General features: G+C 49.3%; 18 protein-coding genes and 1 pseudogene. 10 read left to right on the top strand and 9 right to left on the bottom strand.

Features of this window, described 5'->3' with window-relative positions:
* Positions 1-28: 28 nt before the first annotated feature.
* From LEUMU_RS0104515 to LEUMU_RS0104490, 6 genes are all read left to right on the top strand, one after another.
* Positions 29-1,567 (top strand): sugar ABC transporter ATP-binding protein, encoded by a 1,539-nt coding sequence (locus tag LEUMU_RS0104515; RefSeq protein WP_022951084.1) that lies wholly within the window; start codon positions 29-31, stop codon positions 1,565-1,567.
* The gene (locus LEUMU_RS24670; protein ID WP_022951083.1) at positions 1,567-2,514 is read left to right on the top strand and encodes an ABC transporter permease; all 948 of its coding nucleotides are present in this window, start codon (positions 1,567-1,569) and stop codon (positions 2,512-2,514) included. The genes LEUMU_RS0104515 and LEUMU_RS24670 overlap by 1 nt, the downstream gene beginning before the upstream one ends.
* Before the next feature lie 3 nt (positions 2,515-2,517).
* Positions 2,518-3,504 (top strand): ABC transporter permease, encoded by a 987-nt coding sequence (locus tag LEUMU_RS0104505; protein WP_022951082.1) that lies wholly within the window; start codon positions 2,518-2,520, stop codon positions 3,502-3,504.
* A 78-nt stretch (positions 3,505-3,582) separates the two neighbouring features.
* The gene (locus tag LEUMU_RS24665) at positions 3,583-4,332 is read left to right on the top strand and encodes an FCD domain-containing protein (protein WP_022951081.1); all 750 of its coding nucleotides are present in this window, start codon (positions 3,583-3,585) and stop codon (positions 4,330-4,332) included.
* Between the two features lie 138 nt (positions 4,333-4,470).
* On the top strand, positions 4,471-5,253 hold the full coding sequence (gene yghU / locus LEUMU_RS24660) for a glutathione-dependent disulfide-bond oxidoreductase (protein ID WP_022951080.1): 783 nt from the start codon (positions 4,471-4,473) through the stop codon (positions 5,251-5,253).
* A 101-nt stretch (positions 5,254-5,354) separates the two neighbouring features.
* The gene (locus LEUMU_RS0104490) at positions 5,355-5,627 is read left to right on the top strand and encodes a hypothetical protein (protein ID WP_022951079.1); all 273 of its coding nucleotides are present in this window, start codon (positions 5,355-5,357) and stop codon (positions 5,625-5,627) included.
* Here the strand turns inward: LEUMU_RS0104490 and LEUMU_RS29405 are convergent.
* From LEUMU_RS29405 to LEUMU_RS0104460, 8 genes and pseudogenes are all read right to left on the bottom strand, one after another.
* Complete coding sequence (locus tag LEUMU_RS29405; RefSeq protein WP_425411604.1) at positions 5,615-5,911, bottom strand: HepT-like ribonuclease domain-containing protein; 297 nt, start codon at positions 5,909-5,911, stop codon at positions 5,615-5,617. The genes LEUMU_RS0104490 and LEUMU_RS29405 overlap by 13 nt on opposite strands.
* 27 nt (positions 5,912-5,938) lie before the next feature.
* Positions 5,939-6,247: a nucleotidyltransferase family protein gene (locus LEUMU_RS0104485; protein ID WP_022951078.1), complete on the bottom strand. Its 309-nt coding sequence runs from the start codon at positions 6,245-6,247 to the stop codon at positions 5,939-5,941.
* 253 nt (positions 6,248-6,500) lie between these two features.
* Positions 6,501-7,505, bottom strand: a pseudogene (locus LEUMU_RS24655) (alpha-hydroxy acid oxidase); the annotation flags it as partial.
* Between the two features lie 12 nt (positions 7,506-7,517).
* Positions 7,518-7,640 carry a hypothetical protein gene (locus LEUMU_RS29295; RefSeq protein WP_281169914.1) on the bottom strand — a complete coding sequence of 41 codons (123 nt, stop codon included), beginning with the start codon at positions 7,638-7,640 and terminating at the stop codon, positions 7,518-7,520.
* 88 nt (positions 7,641-7,728) lie between these two features.
* On the bottom strand, positions 7,729-9,255 hold the full coding sequence (locus LEUMU_RS0104475) for a sulfatase-like hydrolase/transferase (protein WP_022951077.1): 1,527 nt from the start codon (positions 9,253-9,255) through the stop codon (positions 7,729-7,731).
* Between the two features lie 60 nt (positions 9,256-9,315).
* A complete protein-coding gene (locus tag LEUMU_RS0104470; protein WP_022951076.1) occupies positions 9,316-10,887 on the bottom strand; it encodes a tripartite tricarboxylate transporter permease in 1,572 nt (523 codons plus the stop codon).
* On the bottom strand, positions 10,887-11,459 hold the full coding sequence (locus LEUMU_RS0104465; RefSeq protein ID WP_022951075.1) for a hypothetical protein: 573 nt from the start codon (positions 11,457-11,459) through the stop codon (positions 10,887-10,889). Before LEUMU_RS0104465 ends, LEUMU_RS0104470 begins: the two co-directional genes overlap by 1 nt.
* A 30-nt stretch (positions 11,460-11,489) precedes the next feature.
* Positions 11,490-12,428: a Bug family tripartite tricarboxylate transporter substrate binding protein gene (locus tag LEUMU_RS0104460; RefSeq protein ID WP_022951074.1), complete on the bottom strand. Its 939-nt coding sequence runs from the start codon at positions 12,426-12,428 to the stop codon at positions 11,490-11,492.
* A 121-nt stretch (positions 12,429-12,549) separates the two neighbouring features.
* On the opposite strand from LEUMU_RS0104460, the gene LEUMU_RS27780 reads away from it, so the two are divergent.
* From LEUMU_RS27780 to LEUMU_RS0104445, 3 genes are all read left to right on the top strand, one after another.
* On the top strand, positions 12,550-13,476 hold the full coding sequence (locus LEUMU_RS27780) for a LysR family transcriptional regulator (protein WP_022951073.1): 927 nt from the start codon (positions 12,550-12,552) through the stop codon (positions 13,474-13,476).
* A gap of 300 nt (positions 13,477-13,776) precedes the next feature.
* The gene (locus tag LEUMU_RS24645) at positions 13,777-16,080 is read left to right on the top strand and encodes a CBM9 family sugar-binding protein (protein WP_022951072.1); all 2,304 of its coding nucleotides are present in this window, start codon (positions 13,777-13,779) and stop codon (positions 16,078-16,080) included.
* A gap of 96 nt (positions 16,081-16,176) precedes the next feature.
* Complete coding sequence (locus LEUMU_RS0104445; protein WP_026744485.1) at positions 16,177-18,507, top strand: sugar-binding protein; 2,331 nt, start codon at positions 16,177-16,179, stop codon at positions 18,505-18,507.
* Between the two features lie 23 nt (positions 18,508-18,530).
* Here LEUMU_RS0104445 and LEUMU_RS28735 read toward each other — a convergent pair whose 3' ends face one another.
* Positions 18,531-18,710 carry a hypothetical protein gene (locus LEUMU_RS28735; RefSeq protein ID WP_157474260.1) on the bottom strand — a complete coding sequence of 60 codons (180 nt, stop codon included), beginning with the start codon at positions 18,708-18,710 and terminating at the stop codon, positions 18,531-18,533.
* A gap of 89 nt (positions 18,711-18,799) precedes the next feature.
* Here LEUMU_RS28735 and LEUMU_RS0104435 point away from each other — a divergent pair, with 89 nt between their 5' ends.
* The gene (locus LEUMU_RS0104435) at positions 18,800-19,741 is read left to right on the top strand and encodes a hypothetical protein (RefSeq protein WP_022951070.1); all 942 of its coding nucleotides are present in this window, start codon (positions 18,800-18,802) and stop codon (positions 19,739-19,741) included.
* The last annotated feature ends 4 nt before the right edge of the window (positions 19,742-19,745 follow it).

Genomic DNA, 19,745 nt, shown 5'->3' with positions numbered 1-19,745 from the left:
GCCCCTTTCTTCACGATGAGCACTTAGCATGCACCCTCTCATTCAAATGAATCGGATTACCAAGAGCTTCTCCGGCGTGATTGCCCTTAATGAAGCTGCCTTGGAAATCACTCCCGGCGAAGTTCATGCCTTGATCGGCCAGAATGGCGCGGGAAAATCGACCCTAATCAAAATTTTAACCGGCGTTTATACCAAAGACGGCGGTGATGTAACCATTGATAATCAACAGCTCACCATTACCGGGCCACGCGATGCTCAGAAGCACGGCATTGCGACCATTTATCAAGAGCTAAACCTAGTGCCACTGCGCACCGTGACTGAAAACATTGTCTTGGGCTACGAGCCACGGGGCTTCGGTGGCTTAATCGACTGGAAAGCCGCACATAAAAAATCTCGTGAGATCTTAAATGGCTTCGGGCTAAACATTGATGTCACCCAAGCACTTGGCAGTTACTCCACGGCCATCCAGCAGTTAGTCGCGATTGCACGCGCAGTCTCCTTAAATGCCAAGCTGGTGATTATGGATGAGCCGACTAGCTCGTTAGATGACAAAGAAGTCGACATGTTATTTGGCGTGGTGCGCTCACTGAAAGCAGCGGGCGTATCGGTGTTGTATGTCTCTCATTTTCTGGATGAGTTATTTGCGATTTGTGACCGCGTGACCATTATGCGCGATGGCCAAACCGTCGATGTGAAAACCATTGCCGAGTCTACCAAATTAGAGCTGATTGCCAGTATGCTTGGGCGTGATGCCGCTGAAATTGAAGCCGCTGGCTCAACTGAACTCGGCGGCGGTGAAAACACCCTTGGTGAGGTACTGTTTGAAGCTGAGAACCTATCGACCAGCCAACATTTACACGCCAGCAGCTTAAGCGTAAGACGTGGTGAAATCGTTGGATTAGGTGGGCTGCTAGGCTCAGGACGAACTGAAACCGGCCGCGCCATCTTCGGCATGGATCGCCTTAAAAACGGCAACATGACTTTCAAAGGGGCCGCCTTTCACCCCACTAAAGCACGCGACTCGATCAATCTGGGAATTGGCTTTCTAACTGAAGATCGCAAAATCGAAGGTATTATTCCCGACATGTCAGTTCGCGAAAACCTGACGCTGGCAATACTCCCCTCACTTACCGTCAACGGACAAATTGATCGCAAAAAAGAAAAGGAAATTGTTCAATATTACGTGGATGCGCTGGGTATTAAAATTGCGCACATGGATCAGCCAATTAAAGAGCTGTCCGGCGGTAATCAACAAAAGGTATTGCTGGCACGTTGGTTGGCGATCAAGCCGGACTTCCTGATTTTAGATGAGCCAACCCGTGGCGTAGATGTCGGTGCAAAATTCGAGATACAGGCGATTATTCGCGAGTATGTGGATAGCGGCGGCGGGCTCCTGTTAATCAGCTCTGAGTTTGATGAATTAGTAGAAGGTGCGGACCGCATTGTGGTGATGCAAGATGGCAAGTCGGTGACTGAGTTAAAGAATCCAGGCATTACCGAACAGACTTTAGTGAAAGCCATTGCTCACAGCCACGACACCCCGCAAACTGCACCGGAGGCCGCATAATGATGCTCACGCTCGCCCGTAAACACGGTGGATTAATGGCATTGGCCATTCTGATTATTTTCAATATTCTGGTCACGCCAAACTTCCTGCAACTGCAAACCCTATTCGTGAATATCTCTCAAGTAGCCACCATCGCGATTGTGGCGATTGGTATTACGCTGGTGATTGCCACAGGCGGTATTGACTTGTCGGTCGGCGCGGTCATGGCATTAGCCGGAGCCATTGCACCACTCATATTCCTATCTGAATTTGGTCAAAGCTATCCGATTATAGGATTGATTCTGGCCTTTACCGTGCCGCTGATTGTGGCGGTAGTGTGTGGTGCCTTTAATGGCTTATTGATTAGCCAGCTAAAGATCCAACCGATTATAGCCACCTTGATTTTGTTTATTTCAGGACGTGGTATTGCGCAGGTACTCACCAATGGCAATCTGCAAACCTTCTCTAATCCCTATTTTAGTTATATCGGCACTGGCAAGATTTTAGGACTGCCGTTTCAGGGTTGGCTGGCGATTATACTGGCGATCATTGTGTACTTAATGATGACGCGCACGGTGTTTGGCCGACAAATTCTGGCAGTGGGTGGCAATGAAACCGCGGCGCAGCTTTCTGGCATTCCCGTGCGCCGAGTGAAAACCCGTGTGTATATGATTTGCGCGTTTCTGGCGGGGATTGCGGGCTTAGTCGTCGTTGCCATTAACTCAGCTTCCGATGCGGCTAAAAACGGAAACCTAATGGAGCTGGATGCCATCGCGGCGGCGGTAGTTGGAGGAACCTTACTCCAAGGCGGTAAAGCGCCCATCTTCGGCGCCATACTCGGCGCGGTGATTATCCAACTGGTGAAATACACCCTACTCGCCAATGGCATTGAAGATGAAGTGGCACTGATCGCCAAGGCACTTATTATCGTGCTGGCTGTTTACATTCAAAATCCGCACAAGGGGTAACTCATGTTTAACGAATCAAGTTTCGACTTACGCAAGTACCTCGGCAATAACAGCAATACGCTGGGCGTGTGGCTGGCTTTTGGACTACTCATCCTGTTTGGCGTGATGCGCTATGAGAACTTTGGTGGCGCTTACAATATTTCATCGTTTTTAAACTACAACGCCATGTTTATCATTATCGCGCTAGGTATGTGCTTTGTGATTATGACTGGCGGGATTGATTTATCAGTCGGCTCCGTGGCGGCCTTTAGCTCGGTGATCGCCGCTTATCTTAGCCCCTACGGACTACTGATCGCCCTACCAGGTGGCATTTTAGCTGGCATGGCATTTGGTGCGATTAATGCCTTTTTGATTACCGGCATGCGCATTCCACCCTTCATTGCCACGCTCTCGACCATGCTAGGCGCAAAAGGTGGCGCACTGGTGATTAGTGATGCGCAAACCGTATCGGTTGATTGGGACTCCAACTTTACCCAATTGGGTATGGATAAGATCTACAATATCCTCCCCTGGACCATGCTCATCGTGATTATCGTGGCGATTGCCTTTTGGGTCGTGCTGCAATACACCCAGATCGGGCGCACTGTGCTCGCCGTTGGTGGCAGTGAGGATGCCTCTAAATTAATGGGCCTAAAAGTCACCCGTGCCAAGGTATTTGTGTATGTGGTTAGCGGTGGTTGTGCCGGATTAGCCGGTGTGTTTTTAGCCTCTGGATTTGGTGCTGGTCAGCCACTGGAGGGTATAGGCTGGGAGCTTACCGCAATTGCCTCGGTCGTGGTTGGCGGCACCTTACTAACGGGCGGCGTCGGTTCAATATTTGCCACGGTTGCCGGTGCATTGGTACTGGGCTTAGTCTTTAATATGCTGAACTTTGAAAATGGCCTTGGCACCATCAACCTGAGTGCGTACTGGCAAATGGTGATTCGCGGCTTATTCTTATTGCTAGTCATTCTGTTGCAAGCTCGTGTTTCAATGCGCTATAACAAATAGATAATACAATTCATCCAACGCCTTTTTAGTTACTTAAAAAGCATTGCCAAACACTTAACAGTTTGATTAACTCATTCGATGGATACTAAACAAACATCATTATCAGCCACCTCTGCCAGCAAGCCGGATCTTAAAAAATCCGGCCGTGCTGCCGACTTTATGGTTAGCCAGATTGAAGCCCGCATTTTATCGGGCGACCTTAAAGACGGTGAAAATCTGCCTGCCGAGCGAGAAATGATGGGCCAGTATGGCATGAGCCGCACGGTTGTTCGCGAAGCGGTTGCCATCCTTGCCAGCAAAGGATTGATCGAAGCCAAGCCACGCTTTCGGCCAGTGGTTCGCAAGCCGGATTATGAAGCCGCAGTGGATGTGGTTGGCGGTATTGTAAGTCACCTGCTTAATCAACCGGGCGGTATTAAAAACCTCTTTGATACACGCATTTTGCTGGAAGTCGCACTGGCTCGCGAAGCGGCGCTAAAGGCCGATAAAGATGATATTCGTGCGCTGCGTGAAGCGCTGCAAGCCAACAAAGAAGCGATCAATGACTCGAAGCAGTTTTACTCCACCGATGTCGCGTTTCATGCCGTGCTGTATAAAATATCGGGCAATCCGGTCTTTCCCGCAGTACACAAGGCTTACACCAGTTGGCTGGCTGAATATTGGAAAAAAATGCCACGTATGCCAGACCGTAATCAGATGAATTTCGACGCGCATGAAGAAATTTTCACTGCGATTTTAAATCGTGATCCAGATGAGGCTGAGGCGAAAATTCGTGAGCATTTGGATATCGCCTGGCAGCATGTGAAGTCGACATTTAAGGACTTGTAGTCACAGGTTTATTGGCACTCCTTTTGAATAAACCACACCATTTGTACTGACCGGTCTAAAAGAGCACAATCATTCGGATTAACCATTTCTTCGCTATCCTGCAGCTGCCGTATGGCGATAAAACCTGAGGACATTCCAATGAGCAATAACGAATACACGCCACCTAAAGTCTGGACATGGGACAAGGAAAGCGGCGGCAAATGGGCGAGTGTTAACCGCCCGATCGCTGGCCCGACGCATGAGAAAGTATTGCCGGTTGGTGATAAGCCACTGCAACTCTACTCACTCGGCACCCCAAACGGCGTAAAGATTACCGTGATGCTGGAAGAGCTGTTAGCACTGGGTAAAACCGATGCGGCTTACGACTTACACATCATCAATATTGGCGAAGGCGAGCAATTCGGTTCTGATTTCGTCAAGCTCAACCCGAACTCAAAAATTCCAACACTGCTGGACCAATCAAAGACGCCATCGCAGGCGGTGTTTGAGTCTTGCGCAATTCTCAATTATCTCGCTGAAAAATACGGTGCCTTCTTACCCGAGTCGGTAGCCGATCGCACAGAATGTATTTCGTGGTTGTTCTGGCAGGAAAGCAGCGCCTCATTCTTAGGCGGTGGATTTGGGCATTTCTACAGCTACGCACCCTACCCAATGGAGTACCCGATCAATCGTTACGCCATGGAAACCAAGCGCCAGCTGGATGTATTAGATCGCCTCTTAGCCGACCGTGAATACATGTGTGCTAGCGGCTACTCGATTGCGGATATTGCGATCTGGCCTTGGTATGGTCGTTTGGCGATGGGCGAGTTATATGGCGCTGCCGAATTCTTAGATACCGCCTCTTACACCAATGTGATTCGCTGGGCTGAAGCGATTCAGGCGCGTGAAGCGGTCCAAAAAGGATTGGAAAGCGCGCTGTAATTTATGCGCCAATTCGCTAGTTAACAATCCTTAGCTGGCCATCGCCCTCGTTGGATAATAGAATTCGCCACTATTATTCAACGATGCAGGAAAAACGCCTCATGGAACGACAAGCAATTATTGAACATTTGCGCAGCATGGCAGTAAACCAGAGCAAACCCTCCGACCTACTAAAATTCATGACAGTTGAATTAGCCATGACCGACCAAGTCGATATTATGTATATATTCAGTGAAGCGATGAATGTGACGCTGGGCGAAGTGACTGCGATTGCAGCGTGGTGGCATGAAGGCGAACGCGAACTCAATGATGCGGATATTGATGCGTATATGGGGCCAGTGGTTGGGGATTATGCTCGGAGTCAGGCTAACTGATTGCTGACTTCTAGCCTTAGGCCCGGAAGTTTTGTTTGCACAATACTCCAAACCAAACGATCGTCGATATCCGCATAACCGTGAATGAGTAGGTTTCTAAAGGATATGATCTGCTTGTAGTCACTAATTTGTGCAACGGTTTCCGGGTCGATTTTTGAAAGCTGATTCAGTGCTTCACCTATTATTTCAAATTGACGCTCAACACCCGCTCGCAGTAGGTCGTCTTCAACATAATCCTCCCACTGCTTACCATTTAAAAAAGTAGATACCTTGTCGGCGGCAATGGAAATATCGTAAAGGTATTTTTACTTTTAAGCTGCATATAAAAATCGGCGGTCCGCCTCGATACTTTCTAAGAAATAAGGGTTCTTTAGCGTTGCGGTTACCACAAGCTCTATGGGTAGGCCTAAGAGCTCTTGAAGGGCCGATTGAAAACCAAAGTAATTATCCGCGTACTCGTCAACGCTAACATCATCGAAATCAACCAGCAAATCAATATCACTGGTTTCAGGGTCGAAGTTCACGCCAGTAACTGAACCAAACACCTCCAGCTTGCGCACATGATACCGCTGACACAGGCGTTCGATTTCCTGAAATTTATCAGTAAGAATCTTATTCATATGAGTTAGTCGATGCTTATTAAATGGTTGCCAACATCATAGCATAGTCACCCGTAAGCCTTCACTCTCAAAGAAAGCACACCGCTCATCCGGACCAACTCTCATAAAACTAAAATAATCCACTGCATTAAACACTTTAATCCCGACTAAGCGGTGTATGCAGCGCAGAATGACTTATACAAACCGGCAACGAACACAGTTGCCGGTTTGTAAACACCGATTGACTTACGCGGTTAAATAATTTGCCGCATATTTAACTTTTCCGCCAATAAACATCCCCAGAGACCAACGTCTCAATATCTATTTTCCCCGCCAAACCCAATGTCGTTTTAAGCTCCTTCTGAAAAATATCCAACAGCAAGCTCACCCCATCCTGGCCCATAGCACCCAACGCATACACCATCGCCCGACCACATAACACACCCGAAGCCCCCAAGGCTCTGGCCCGGAAAATATCAATACCCGTACGAACACCCGAGTCCAGCATCAATTCCGTCCGACCATCTAAGGCTTCAGCAATTTTCGGCAACCAGGAAATACTACTACCAGCCCCGTCTAACTGCCGCCCGCCATGGTTTGAAACGACAATCGTTTCTATCCCCATATCCGCTGCAATTTTGGCATCTTCAATATCCATAATGCCTTTAATAATAAGACGACCACCCCATTCTTTTTTGATCCATTCGATATCATCCCAATCCAAAGAGGGATCCACATCTTCCTTGGCCCATGTCAGCAGACTGCTCATATCATCCACGCCTTTGGCATGGCCGATAACATTGCCAAAGCTACGATACGGCGTTGTTGCCATGCTCAATGCCCAAGCTGGTTTAGTGGCAATGTTCAGTAAATTGCGCAAATCCGGTTTAATCGACAAACGGTTTTTAATGTCCTTATGGCGCTGCCCAAGCATCGACAAGTCCATGGTCACCATCAGCGCCGAGCAGTTCACCGCTTTAGCCCGCGCAATCAGGTCCTTCACAAAGCCACGGTCTTTTACCACATACAACTGAAACCAAAACGGCGTACCCGTAGCTTCCGCAACCTGCTCCATAGAGCAAATCGACATAGTGGATAAGGTAAATGGCACCCCAAATGCCTTAGCCGCCTGCGCCACTTTAATCTCCCCTCCAGCATGCTGAATACCCAACATGCCAACCGGCGCAAAGGCTACCGGAATGGCCGCCGACTCACCGGCCATGGTGGTTGCTGTATTGATGCTACTGATGTCCACGCCGACACGCTGGCGAATGCGTACCTGCTGAAAGTCCTACTCATTTTGCCGGAAGGTGGATTCCGTATAAGAACCAGATTCCGCATAGTCATAAAACATCTTGGGAACCCGACGTTTATACAGCCGTCGAAGATCATCAACACAGGTAATTATTGGCATGGGAGCATCCTTAAAAATCAATTCGCATCAGATTATGACTTCGCCAGCGCAAAAAAGTCGCGCTGAGCGAAGTCTGAGTGGGGTCGACTTATGCCAGTCCAACCGGTGTGCTATTAGGCTGAATATCGTCCGGACGCGCCATTAACATCTCGGTTAATTGCTCGCGCAGTTCGCTATATGCAGGATCATCAAACACATTGGTCAGCTCATGCGGGTCTTTCTCTAAGTCGTACATTTCACCTGCTTGCGAAGTAAGATCAATTGTCAGCTTAGCTGTTTTAGAGCGTACAGTGCGCAGGCTTAAACCAACCCCAACACGACCCGGCAGCAGCTCCCATTCACTCAAAGCAGACTCACGGGTTCCGTCACCGGAAATCACATCGCGCATTGAGCGGCCATGAGTTTCCATCAGGCTTTCCGCACCCGCCCAATCCATAAAGGTTGCCCCAAGATCCAGCGTCGAAAGTGGCTCGTAGCTGACTTTACCTTTCGGCACATCCGGCCCTTTCACAATCGCACCGATATTTAATAAGCCTTCATAGGCCATCGGGCCTTTCAGAACCAGACCATGATCGCCTAACCAATCGCCGTGATCGGTGGTGTAAACGATGTAAGTGTTATCGGCCAGACCTTCCTCTTCGAGTGCCGTGAGGATGCGTCCAACCGAATGGTCAATCAGTGCAATCTGGCCATAATAGTTGGCAGTCACTTCCCGTAGATGCTCATCGGAAAGCTGACCCATGCGCGAGTACTTGGCACGCAACTCAAAATGCTCCGGCGGAATATCACTTTCCAGCGCTGCCTTATGCCACCAAGGTTTCCCTTCCAAATTCCGAGTGCGGTGCTCCGGAATATCCACGTCCTCAGGGCGATGCAGCGATGCCCAAGGCTCCGGCGCATCAAAGGGGTGATGCGGATCGGGGAATGAAACCCAGCAGCAGAATGGCTGATCGCGCTCTTGTTTAATATAATCAATCGTACGGTCAGCAAGCCAGGTAGAGTTATGCCAGGCAACTGGCAGCTTGGATGACCAAACCTGTGGCGCCCCTTTATGTTCACGGGTCGTTTCCCATAGCAACTTGTTTTTCATATCGCCACGGCCATCAGAGTAATACCACTCCTCATAAGCCAGACCACCGGGTGGTTTTTCAGGCAGCCACCAGTTATGTCCGATCAGAATCAACTCAGCATGATCAAAGCCCATGTAAGGTCCACGCCAGCCTTCAGGTACCTCCGCAGATCCAGTAATGCTCTCAACTTGCCCAGTGTAATCAAAGGTGTGATAGGTCGCAAAGTGCGCCTTTCCAATCATCGCTGTGTGATAACCCGCTGCTGACAACGACGCTGCAAAGCCTTTCTCACCTAGCTCAGGATCAAGGTCAATCCCGTTATCATGCACCCCATGGGTACGTGGCAAAAGTCCGGTCAGAATCGATGCACGCGCCGGCTGACAGACCAGACACGGCGTAATCACCGTTTCCAGACTCGTGCCTTCGCTGGCCAGTAAATCCAGATGCGGCGTCTGCACCTTACGCCCGCGAAAACCATAACAATCCCTGCGCTGCTGGTCGGAGGTAATAAATAAAATATTCGGTTTAGACTGTTTGTCTGACATGGTTTTACTCCTTGTGAGATAGCGAGGGCAACACAATCCCCTCGACTGATGAATTTGGTTTTAACGTTTTCTTCGCATCCAGCCGGACATCACAACAATGACCAGAGCCATTAGCAAAAACAGCGGTGCAGTATATCCATGGAACAGGAACATCGGATCAGAGCCCGAGGCCTCAAAAGCAGTGCGAATCGCGGTCTCCAGCGGCCCTGCCAAAATATAGGCGATCACCAGTGGCAAAATGGGGATGCCTGAAACTTTCATAAAATAACCAACCACTCCAAAGCCCAGCAGCACATAGATATCGACCATGCTGTTTCCTTGGACGTAGGTTGAAGTAATTGTTAGCAACAATACGATGGGTAATAACACTTGCTTGGGAATCCGAATCAGGCCACTCAGCAGCTGCATAAACCAAGCACCGGTAAACCAGTTCATGATATTAGCGACCACCATGAGCGTGAATAATCCAAATGCTACAATCAGCTCAGGGTTTACCGTATCGGAAGTAAAGCGAAACACTGCCGGCCCTGGATTAAATCCACCAATTGTATCGGCTGCCAGAATGATAAAGACCGCCGCCACATTGCCCGGAATTCCCAGCGATAGCGCCGGAATCAAATTTGCACCGGATACCGCAGAGTTAGCCGCTTCGGTGGACGCTATTCCCTCCGGTGCGCCCTCACCAAACTTGGTTTCACCCCGATGCATTTTATTACCTGCGGAATAACCTAGCGCTGCGGCTAGCGTGGTGCCGATACCAGGTAACATACCTATCAAAGTGCCGATACTCATCGAAACACCAATATAAGGCAGCAAATGAATACGCTCTGCCATGCTTAAGCGACTATCACCCGGATCAGTGGAATGAATCACAGGCTTCTGATCGCGAGCCGTTGCCCAAATCTCCTGCAAACTGTGAAAAATCTCACCAATGACCAAAACTCCAATCACAACCGACATAGTAGGCAAGCCGGTTGCCAACACATCACTGCCTAGGGACAGCCTTGGATAAGAATCCGTACCGGTACCGACCGATGCGATAAATAGACCAAAGCAAGCTGCCAGCAAACCTTTAAACGTATCTTTACCAACCACCGCTGCGATAAATGATAAGGACAAAATCATTAGCGCCGCTTTCTCCGGAAGCCCCAGAAAAGACTCAATGGATAAAGCTAAAAACGGTGCGCCAATAAACAATACCAAATCAGAAAATGAATCTCCGGTCACTGAGGCAAAATGCGATACGCGTAGTGCTTTACTGCCCTCCCCCTTGCGAGCCATGGGGTAGCCATCTAGCGAAGTCATAAAGGCATCGGGTGTACCTGGCGTATTAAACAAAATCGCAGGTACCGCACCACCCACGGTCGCTCCCTTCATCACGCCAACCAAAAATCCCATAACCGGTAGCAAGGCGTCAGGCGTAAAGCCAAACGCAGAAATCAGTATCGGTAATGCCATTGCCATTACAAATGGACCAGACAGCCCTGGCGTGGCACCAATCAGAATCCCGGCAAAAAAGCCACTGATGACCATAATCACTGGCCAGGATATTACCAACACGCCAAGCGTAAGTGCCGGATTGCCGAAAATTGCTTCGTGCATACCCGCCAGAATGTACTCCAGAACACCCATCAGTAATCTCCGTTTGGTGGCAACATCAGCTTATCGAATGGCAAATCGTAAAGCGCAATAATGGCTGCAGTGCTAACCACCGCAATCAGCAAATTTCGTATGCGCAACTGCTGCGACACCAATGAAATATAGGCAAACACTAAAAAGGTACCACCCGTCATTGTGCCGGCATATTTCCAAGGTGCCGTGCCCAGCATCTGCCGGTAAGTTACTTCGCCTTCAAACCAGAACCACACCAGCAGCGGCCCGGCGTAATACATCAGAACTAATGAGATCGCCATAATCAGCGTAACAGCCACCACATAAGGCATAGCACCGATTATCGATTCGGGTGAAGCAGGTCGCGAAGCCCGGTTCAGCCAGCCTCTGATGGTAATCGTGATACTTGCCAGCAAGAGTCCAATGGTAGTAAAAGTGGGCAACATCGCATCACCGATACGAACATTTCTGCGCCACACATCCAGAATCCCCGAATCGATATCGGTCGGTATCCAGACAAATAAGCAAATCAGGGATAATATTATCCCCAACACGCCCACTAGCAGGTCATGATTTTTTCCGGGATTCGTCATTGTCGACGACCTCTTTTTTAGGTGGTGAACTTACTCCGCTGTCGCTGCCAACAGAGTGGCTGCTGCATCACTCTCTGCTTTGATATAAGCCATCGCATCATCGCCAGACTTCACCTTTAGCGAGAACACCTTGGTTATAAAGGTATTAGATTGAGTACCCTCTTTCTTTAGCACCGTAGAAATTGCATTGACCAACGCCTCCTTCGCATCATCCGGTAAACCTGCCGGTGCCATTGCTAAAAACGTCGCGCCAAACGAGAAATCCACACCCAGCTCTGAAAGTGGCTGCGCGTCTGGAGACATGAATAGCGGAGCATCTTCACCATTAGCCAGATTCACCAGGTCACCGGATTCAACACCCGATTTTTGTGGCCCGGCTACCCAACCCAGATCAATATCATCGGCATTAATGGCATTCAGGACATCCTTTCCGCCTTTGTAGCTGGAGACAATATTAAAATCCACATCATTTACTTTTCCGATGTAGTAAGCACCATCGGCCAAGCGCGGTGTCATCGAGCCAAAGGAAATCTTGGTGCCAGACTTAGCTGCTTTTATTACATCGGAGAAATTTTTCCAGCCCTTGCCAGTTTTTGCCACAATGCCCATCTGAGTCCCCGCCAAGGTGCTAAGGTAGTCAAAGTCCTCAAGCTTATAGCCAGGATCACGGGCTGCCAGACGACCATAAGCAAAGGTGTCGGTAATGCCGATACCGATCGCAGTACCATCAGCAGGTTGGGATTTGAGTTCACGAGCCATGACGGCGCCACCGGCTCCGGTGAGGTTTTGCGGTAGCATGGTCCAACCAAATTCAGTTTGGATATCCTCAGCAATCAGCCGCGACATAGTGTCCGCTCCACCACCGGCTTTAAATCCAATATAAGTTTTGATTGGTCCAGAAGGTGTCCAGTCCGCCTGAACGCTAGTACTAAGCAAGGCAAGCCCGATAAGAGCCGAAGCAATTTTCATGATGTTTCCTCCATTACATGCTGCATTCGCAGGACTATTATATTAGTCCAGCCGAGCTAGACTTTGAAATATCAGTTCCCTATAGTTGATATAACCAAAAAGTTATAGCAAGGCTTTACATATGCATCCAAAGCAGCTCGCTCAGTTTCTAGCCATCTGCCAGCATGGCTCCATGTCATCCGCGGCCAAATCGTTGAACATTGCGCAGCCGGCACTCAGCAAACAAATTGCCCAGCTGGAGCATGAGTTACAGACTTCATTATTTATCCGGCATTCGCGCGGGATTACGCTTACCCGTGCTGGCAGCCGCCTACGTGAAGAAGCTGCCGAGTTAATCCGTCGTATCGAATCGTTAAAAACCTCGGTCAGACAAGGTGATGTAGAGATAAGCGGTGATGTCACTCTGGCTTTAATAACCTCACTAGCACCAGCCATTGCTGTAGAGTTGTATAAGCGCATTGAGCAGGACTATCCGAAAATCCGGCTGCGTATTATTGATTACCGCTCCGACCGCGCCTGTACTGCACTCATGAATCAGGAAGCTGATTTTGCGATCGTACCCAATGCCGCAGTGGATTTGCCACAGGCCGAATCGTTGCCGCTGTTTCAGGAAGACTTTTACTTATTAAGCCGTGGTGAGCCGGGCCCGCGTCAGGGTTCAGTTTCATTAGGTAGTCTTGCTGATATGCCATTAGTGAGTACCTTTCATGGACATGATCTACGCCGCCGTATTGAGGAAGCCGCCCGCAATAGTGGTATTTCGCTGAATATTAAGTACGAAACTTCCAGTATTAATGTGATTGGAAAAATGATAGAGGAAGGTCTGGCCTACAGTATTTTACCTGCCACTTTCTGGTTGAGCCAGATCGCTTCGGGCAAGATTATGATACGTCCATTAATTAATCCGAGCATTTCACGAGTGCATTCTTTATGTTGGTTGCCGAGCTTAGCATTATCGCCAGCCGCGAAAGTGATGCGGGATTTGGTACCGGTAGAAATTCAAACGATGATGGCGGCTGGAAAACTGTCGGCAAATCCGCTGGGATGACCTTATGACCACTACTATGCTGTCAGTCACCGTTCCCGTATCGTCTATGCTCACCAAGCTCAACTGCCGCTCATCAGGGTAAGCACTCCAAAAACTAAAATAATCCACTGCATTAAACGCTTTAATCCCGACTAAATACCACCATTCATCTTGCATTTAGACTCGATTGTCTAGAATCCTCCCCATAATAAAAAATATTAAGGGACGGAACGAGTTAGCTCGATCCACTTGTACGAAGCGCTTTTTTAGGCGGAAAAGTGTTAGGCATTTATAACGATAACAAGAAAAGGATTCCACCAAGTGAGAAGAAAAATAATCAGCAGAACACTGGCCGGCTTACTGGCCTTAACATTGAATACGGTTGCGACTGCGGCAGCTGTCAACCAAGCCTCCCCCGTGGGCATCAATACCAATGAAGCGATGGAAACTGATACCAGTGTCCCGTTTGTGGATCTGTTCAAACTCTCCATGCCATTTGATGAAGCCAAGCCTTGGTTCACTAAAGGACACGTTCAATTTGACCAATTCGGTTGGCCTTCGCGTTTAAATCGCGGCACCGCCGGCACTCGCTTTTTGAACCAGATTAACCCGCAAGCGCTGCCACAAGGCTTATACACGGTTAAGTATGACGGTAACGGTAAGATTCGCTACGGCGCGAGCGCTAAATTAGTAAAGCGTATGCGCGGCATGGATCTGATTAAATTTCAGCCGATGACAGATAACAAAATCACGGCTACCTTGTTTATCGACGAAACACAGCCTGGCAACCACGTGCGTAATATCCGCATTCTTATGCCGGGTGGAATTTGTGCAAACAATCCGTTCCGCACCGTCTCAGCCAAGAATCATTGCCGTGGCAACTTTATGTCATTTGCAGATCACCACGAGCGCATTACGTTTAACCCAGACTACCTGAACTTCATGAAAGATTTTAAGGTACTGCGCTTTATGAACATGGCGGGCATTACCCGTAACAACCTGCAACATTGGAGCAAGCGCCCCGTGCCAAAGCAAGCCACTTGGGGTGGTAGCGAAGGCCGTCGCGGTGTACCGATTGAAATCATGGTTAAGCTGGCTAACCTGCTGAATGCTGACCCATGGTTCAACATTCCTCACAAAGCAGATAACGACTTTATTCGTCGCTATGCGCAGTATGTAAAAGCCAACTTGAAGCCACACTTGAAAGTATACTTAGAGTACAGCAACGAGACTTGGAACGACGTATTCGTCCCACAAGCCGAGCACATGAAGCAAACGGGTCTACGCTATAAGCTAGACAGCGACCGTCGTGTGGCCGGTGCAAAGTACTACTCCATGCAAAGTGTGCGCATCTTTAAGATGTGGGAGCAAATGTTTGGTGGCAAGCAGCGTTTAGTCCGTGTAATGGGTGGTTTAACCACGGATGCGAATCTGTCTAACACTATTTTGGGCTACCGCAATGCCTATAAAGAAGTCGATGCACTAGCGGTCGCACCCTACTTCTACATTGGTCAGGAGCGTATGCCGCGTGTTCGTAGCGTTGGTCAAGTATTCCAGCATTTAGAAGCGGCGGATAACCGTTACTCCATTAACAACACGCTTAAGTACGTCAAGCAGCAAGCTGAAATCGCCAAGACTTATGGCGTTGATTTGGTCGCTTATGAAGGTGGTCAGCACTTTGTACACAGCAAGACTCACTCGGTTACCGAGGGTGCGACACCGTTCCTTATTCAGGCGAACCGTCACCCACACATGGCAACTTTGTACCAGCGTTTGTTGAATGGTTGGAAGCAAGCAGGCGGTAAGTTATTCGTCGCCTTCTCAGCACCACGCTCATACACTTGGCACGGTAGCTGGGGAATTAAAGAATATATCAACCAGCCAATGAACCAAACACCGAAGTATCGTGCACTTATGGGCTTTGCACGTGGCAATGCCTGCTGGTGGGCTGCCTGTCGCTCAGCGAGCATTAAACGCTTGCCTAAGCCAAACAATGTGGTACAGCCTAAGTACGTAAGCAATGATGAATTTGCACCCAAGCCGCTATCGGTCAGAATCCGCAAGGAAACCCGTGCCCGTAATGGCTTGCAAATTGCCACACCCAACAGCATGCGCAGCGTAATCAGCGGTACCGTTCATGGTGGTAACGACTTAGCTGGTAACTGGCGCTCAAGCTGGGACGACCAGAACCTGTATGTCAAAGTGAATATTACTGATGACCGTCATGTGAAAGATTCACCGAAGCCTTGGGCCGATGACTCCATTGAAATCTATATTGATGCCGATGGCAGCCGTAAAACCCGCTACGATGGTTGGAATGACTTTCAGTTAACGTATCGCTTGTATGATCAGAAACTAACAATGGGTGGCAGCACGCCAAAAGGCCTGATCAATACGGTTAAGCACCGCATGATCAAGCTGGCAAATGGCTACCAATTAGAAACCACTATCCCGTGGACCACGTTGAAAGTACGACCAAAAAATGGACATCGCATTGGCTTTGACATTCAAGTTAATGATGATGATACTGGCAACCAGCGCGATGCAAAACTAGCCTGGAATGCCAAAGTGGACCAAGCCTGGAAGAACCCACAAATGTTTGGGGAGCTGGTGTTGGCAAACTAAATCAAGCGCGGATAGGCATTAAACAGACCGGGCGGAACTTGTAAAAGTCCGCCCGGTCTTAATGGCACCCGTAGAAACAGAATAAGACCAAGGTGTATGACTACTAGAATACCGAGTAAAGGACTATTCCGACCATTGCTAGTATGTGGCTTGTTACTTTCAAGCCTTGCCAGTATCGCAGAAGATGCGCCAATCGACGCGCCCGTCTTCGTTAACCAAAGCTCACCGCTCGGGATCAATACCAATGAAGCGGTCGAGATTGATGCCAGTCTGCCCTTCGTGGACTTGTTTCGTCAGTCACTCCCCTTCGAATCCGCCAGACCCTGGCTCACCAAAGGCAAGATCGATTACGATGCCAATGGCTGGCCCAAGTCACTCAATGGCGGCCAAGTCGGCACCCGCTTTCTAAGCCATATCCCCGCGGATGCACTACCTAAAGGCGAGTACACCGTGCGCTACGATGGTGAAGGTAAATTGCGCTATGGCGGCAGCGTAAAAATCGTTAAAAGCCAACCCGGTATGGACTTGATTCGCATGGAGCCGCTCAAAGATGGCACCATTACCGCGACCTTATTCATTGATAAAAGCAATCCTAAAGACTATGTGCGCGATATCCGCGTGCTGCTGCCAGGCGGCATTTGCTTAGACAATCCTTTTAAGCGCGTGGATAATGCCAGCAGCTGTGGCAGCACGCCCTACTTAAGCTTTGCCGATCACCACGATCAAATCATGTTCAACCCCGACTACCTGAACTTCATGAAGGACTTCAAAGTCGTGCGCTTTATGAATATGGCCGGCATCACCCGTAACCCGCTGCGCTACTGGAAAGACCGCCCAAGCCTCAACCGCGCCACCTGGGGCGGCCCGGAAGGCATGCGCGGGATTCCGATTGAGATCATGGTCGAGTTGGCCAACCAGCTCAACATCAATCCATGGTTTAATATTCCGCACGCGGCTACCGATGACTTTGTCACCAACTTTGCCAGCTATGTTGAAAAACACCTGAAGCCCACGCTAAAAGTCTATATCGAATACACCAATGAAGCCTGGAATGCCGTCTTTGTGCCGCAAGCCGAGCACATGAAGCAGCAAGGTGTGATTCAAAAGCTGGATAAAGATCGCCGGATTGCTGGCTTTAAATATTACTCCAAGCAAAGCGTGCACATTTTTAAGCTCTGGGAACAAGCCTTTAAAGGCAAAAGCCGCTTAGTGCGCGTGATGGGTGGCATGACCACCGACCTTGCGATGAGTGAAATTATTCTGGGCTATCGCAAAGCGTATCAACACACCGATGCACTGGCGATTGGGCCCTACTTCTATATCGACCAAAAAGAACTGCCCAAAATTAAAAGCGTGGATGATGTGTTCACCCTGCTCTCAGCGCCGGACAATATTTACTCCATCAATAACCTGATGAAAAAAATCCGCCAGCAAGCCGAAATTGCACAAGCCTATGGTGTGGACTTGGTGGCCTATGAAGGCGGCCAGCATTTGGTCGATCACAAAACGCATAAGATGACTGAAGGCGCGACGCCCTACTTAGTAGCCGCAAACCGCGATCCGCGCATGGCACGTGAATACTATCGCTTTTTAAGTGAGTGGAAAAAAGCCGGTGGTAATCTGTTTGTCGCCTTCTCGGCACCGCGCCCGCACACTTGGCACGGTAGCTGGGGCATTAAAGAATTCATCAATCAAACGATGGATGACGCACCGAAATACCGCGCTTTGCTCGCCTTTAACCGCGGCGAACGCTGCTGGTGGCCAGCTTGTGAAACCTCTCAGCAAGTGCGCTTGCCTAAGCCTACCTCGATCCCAAGTTACTTGGTCACCGGCAAAGCGCCAGTAAACCTCGCGCCACTCTCGGTGAGCCTCAAAAAGAACGAAGGCCTGCACAAAGCCACGGCTCAGCGCTTGTCCAAGCTAATTAAAGGCACCATGAATGGCCCGCAGGATTTAACGGCCATGTGGCGCGCAGCATGGAACGACAAAGGCTTAATGCTCTGGGTTGGTATTCAGGATGACAAGCTGGTGAATGACTCCGACCAACCTTGGGCCGATGACTCGGTTGAGATTTATATTGATGCCGATGGCAGCCGTGGCGAAACTTACGATGGCGAGAATGACTTCCAGCTGAGTTTCCGCATGAAAGATAAGGCCGTCTCTGTCGGTGGCAGCTCGCCAAAACGTGACCTCAGTGCACTGACGCATCGCATGGTGAAAACCGCCAATGGCTACCGAGTGGAAGCCACCATTCCGTGGAGCGTTCTGAATGTAACGCCAAAAGCCGGCATGCGCATGGGCTTTGAAGTACAGGTGAATGACGATGACAATGGCAATCAACGCGATGCCAAAGTCTCCTGGAATGCCACTTCTGATACCGCTTGGAAAAACCCTCAGTTGTTTGGTGAATTACTACTGACTGAGTAATGGCTTTACTCGATTCTGTTTATTCAGGGCATCGCTTGAGTTATTAATACCGCTAATGTTCGGCTGGCATCAATCACTGGCCAGCCGAACGTCCCCCACATCCACATCCACATCCACATCCACATCCACATCCACATCCACATCCACATCCAAAGCTTAAATTCCGCACTGGCGTGATTCAACCGTCTGACTTTGCTTGACAATTACACGCAATTTTGTATATACATTAGATATATAAAGCAATAACGATTTTTGACTCACCGGACTTGCAAGCCATTGCGGGAGTGATCAAGTGTATGGATTAATTAAAAAAACCAGCGCAACACTGTTACAAACAATTCTACTGCTTGCCGCGATAACCACCGCAAGCGCTGCCAGTGCGCCAGACTTCGAACAACGACTCGACACCTTCCTCAGCCAGCTAAACCAACCGCTTAATTTCCCAGAACCACCCAGCAACACCGTCACCCTACCCAGCGCCAAACTGCACTATCAAGGCTGTCAAAACTACCCGTACCACAACGCTAATAGCACCACCATCAGTCACACCACACTCACGAACGATATTAAACACGGACTAAAACAAGGCCTCAGTTGCCTCGCTGGCAACAGCCGAATGGGCAAGCTTCACCCCTACCATGAAACCCAAGCACTCCAGTTGATGCTCTTATTAGAAAGCGATCAGCCTAAAACCGTACGCTGCGTCGCTGATGAGATCTTTGCCTATGCGGTCGCCAACTCTCCGATCACGCCCGGCCACAAACCACACCCGCAAGATAAAATGACCGAGGGATTGCCCTTTCCCGGCATTTTGATTGATACCTTTCGCTTAAGCGGCTCGATTTCTAAAAAGCTGGATGAGGCCACCTATCGCGAGTTTTACCAATTGGATAGCGGGCAGCTAGCCGTTATTCGCAAAGGTAAGCCGCTGCAATTAGCCGGTATGCACCGCTATCAAAACCGCGCGGCGTTGATGTTTCATGAAATGATTCATTGGCTGGGGCATGAGCATTCCAGTATTTATCCTGACACCACCGATCTGTATGAAACCTGTTGCTTTGGTGGTAGCGACTTTATTTCGGATAGCGCGGCAAACAAAGCTTTTCAGCAGCAAGCCTGTGCGATTTTGAAAGATAATGAGCTTTGGGGTGCCAATAAATACCGGCAAATGCGACTGTGGAAGTACAAAGGCTATGACCAACTCAAACGTGCCATGCGCGACTTTAATGATTAGCCAC

Origin of the sequence: Leucothrix mucor DSM 2157 (genome assembly GCF_000419525.1) — a bacterium.
GTDB lineage: Bacteria > Pseudomonadota > Gammaproteobacteria > Thiotrichales > Thiotrichaceae > Leucothrix > Leucothrix mucor.
The sequence above is the reverse complement of the archived record's forward strand: the minus strand, read 5'-3'. Positions and strand labels throughout refer to the sequence as shown.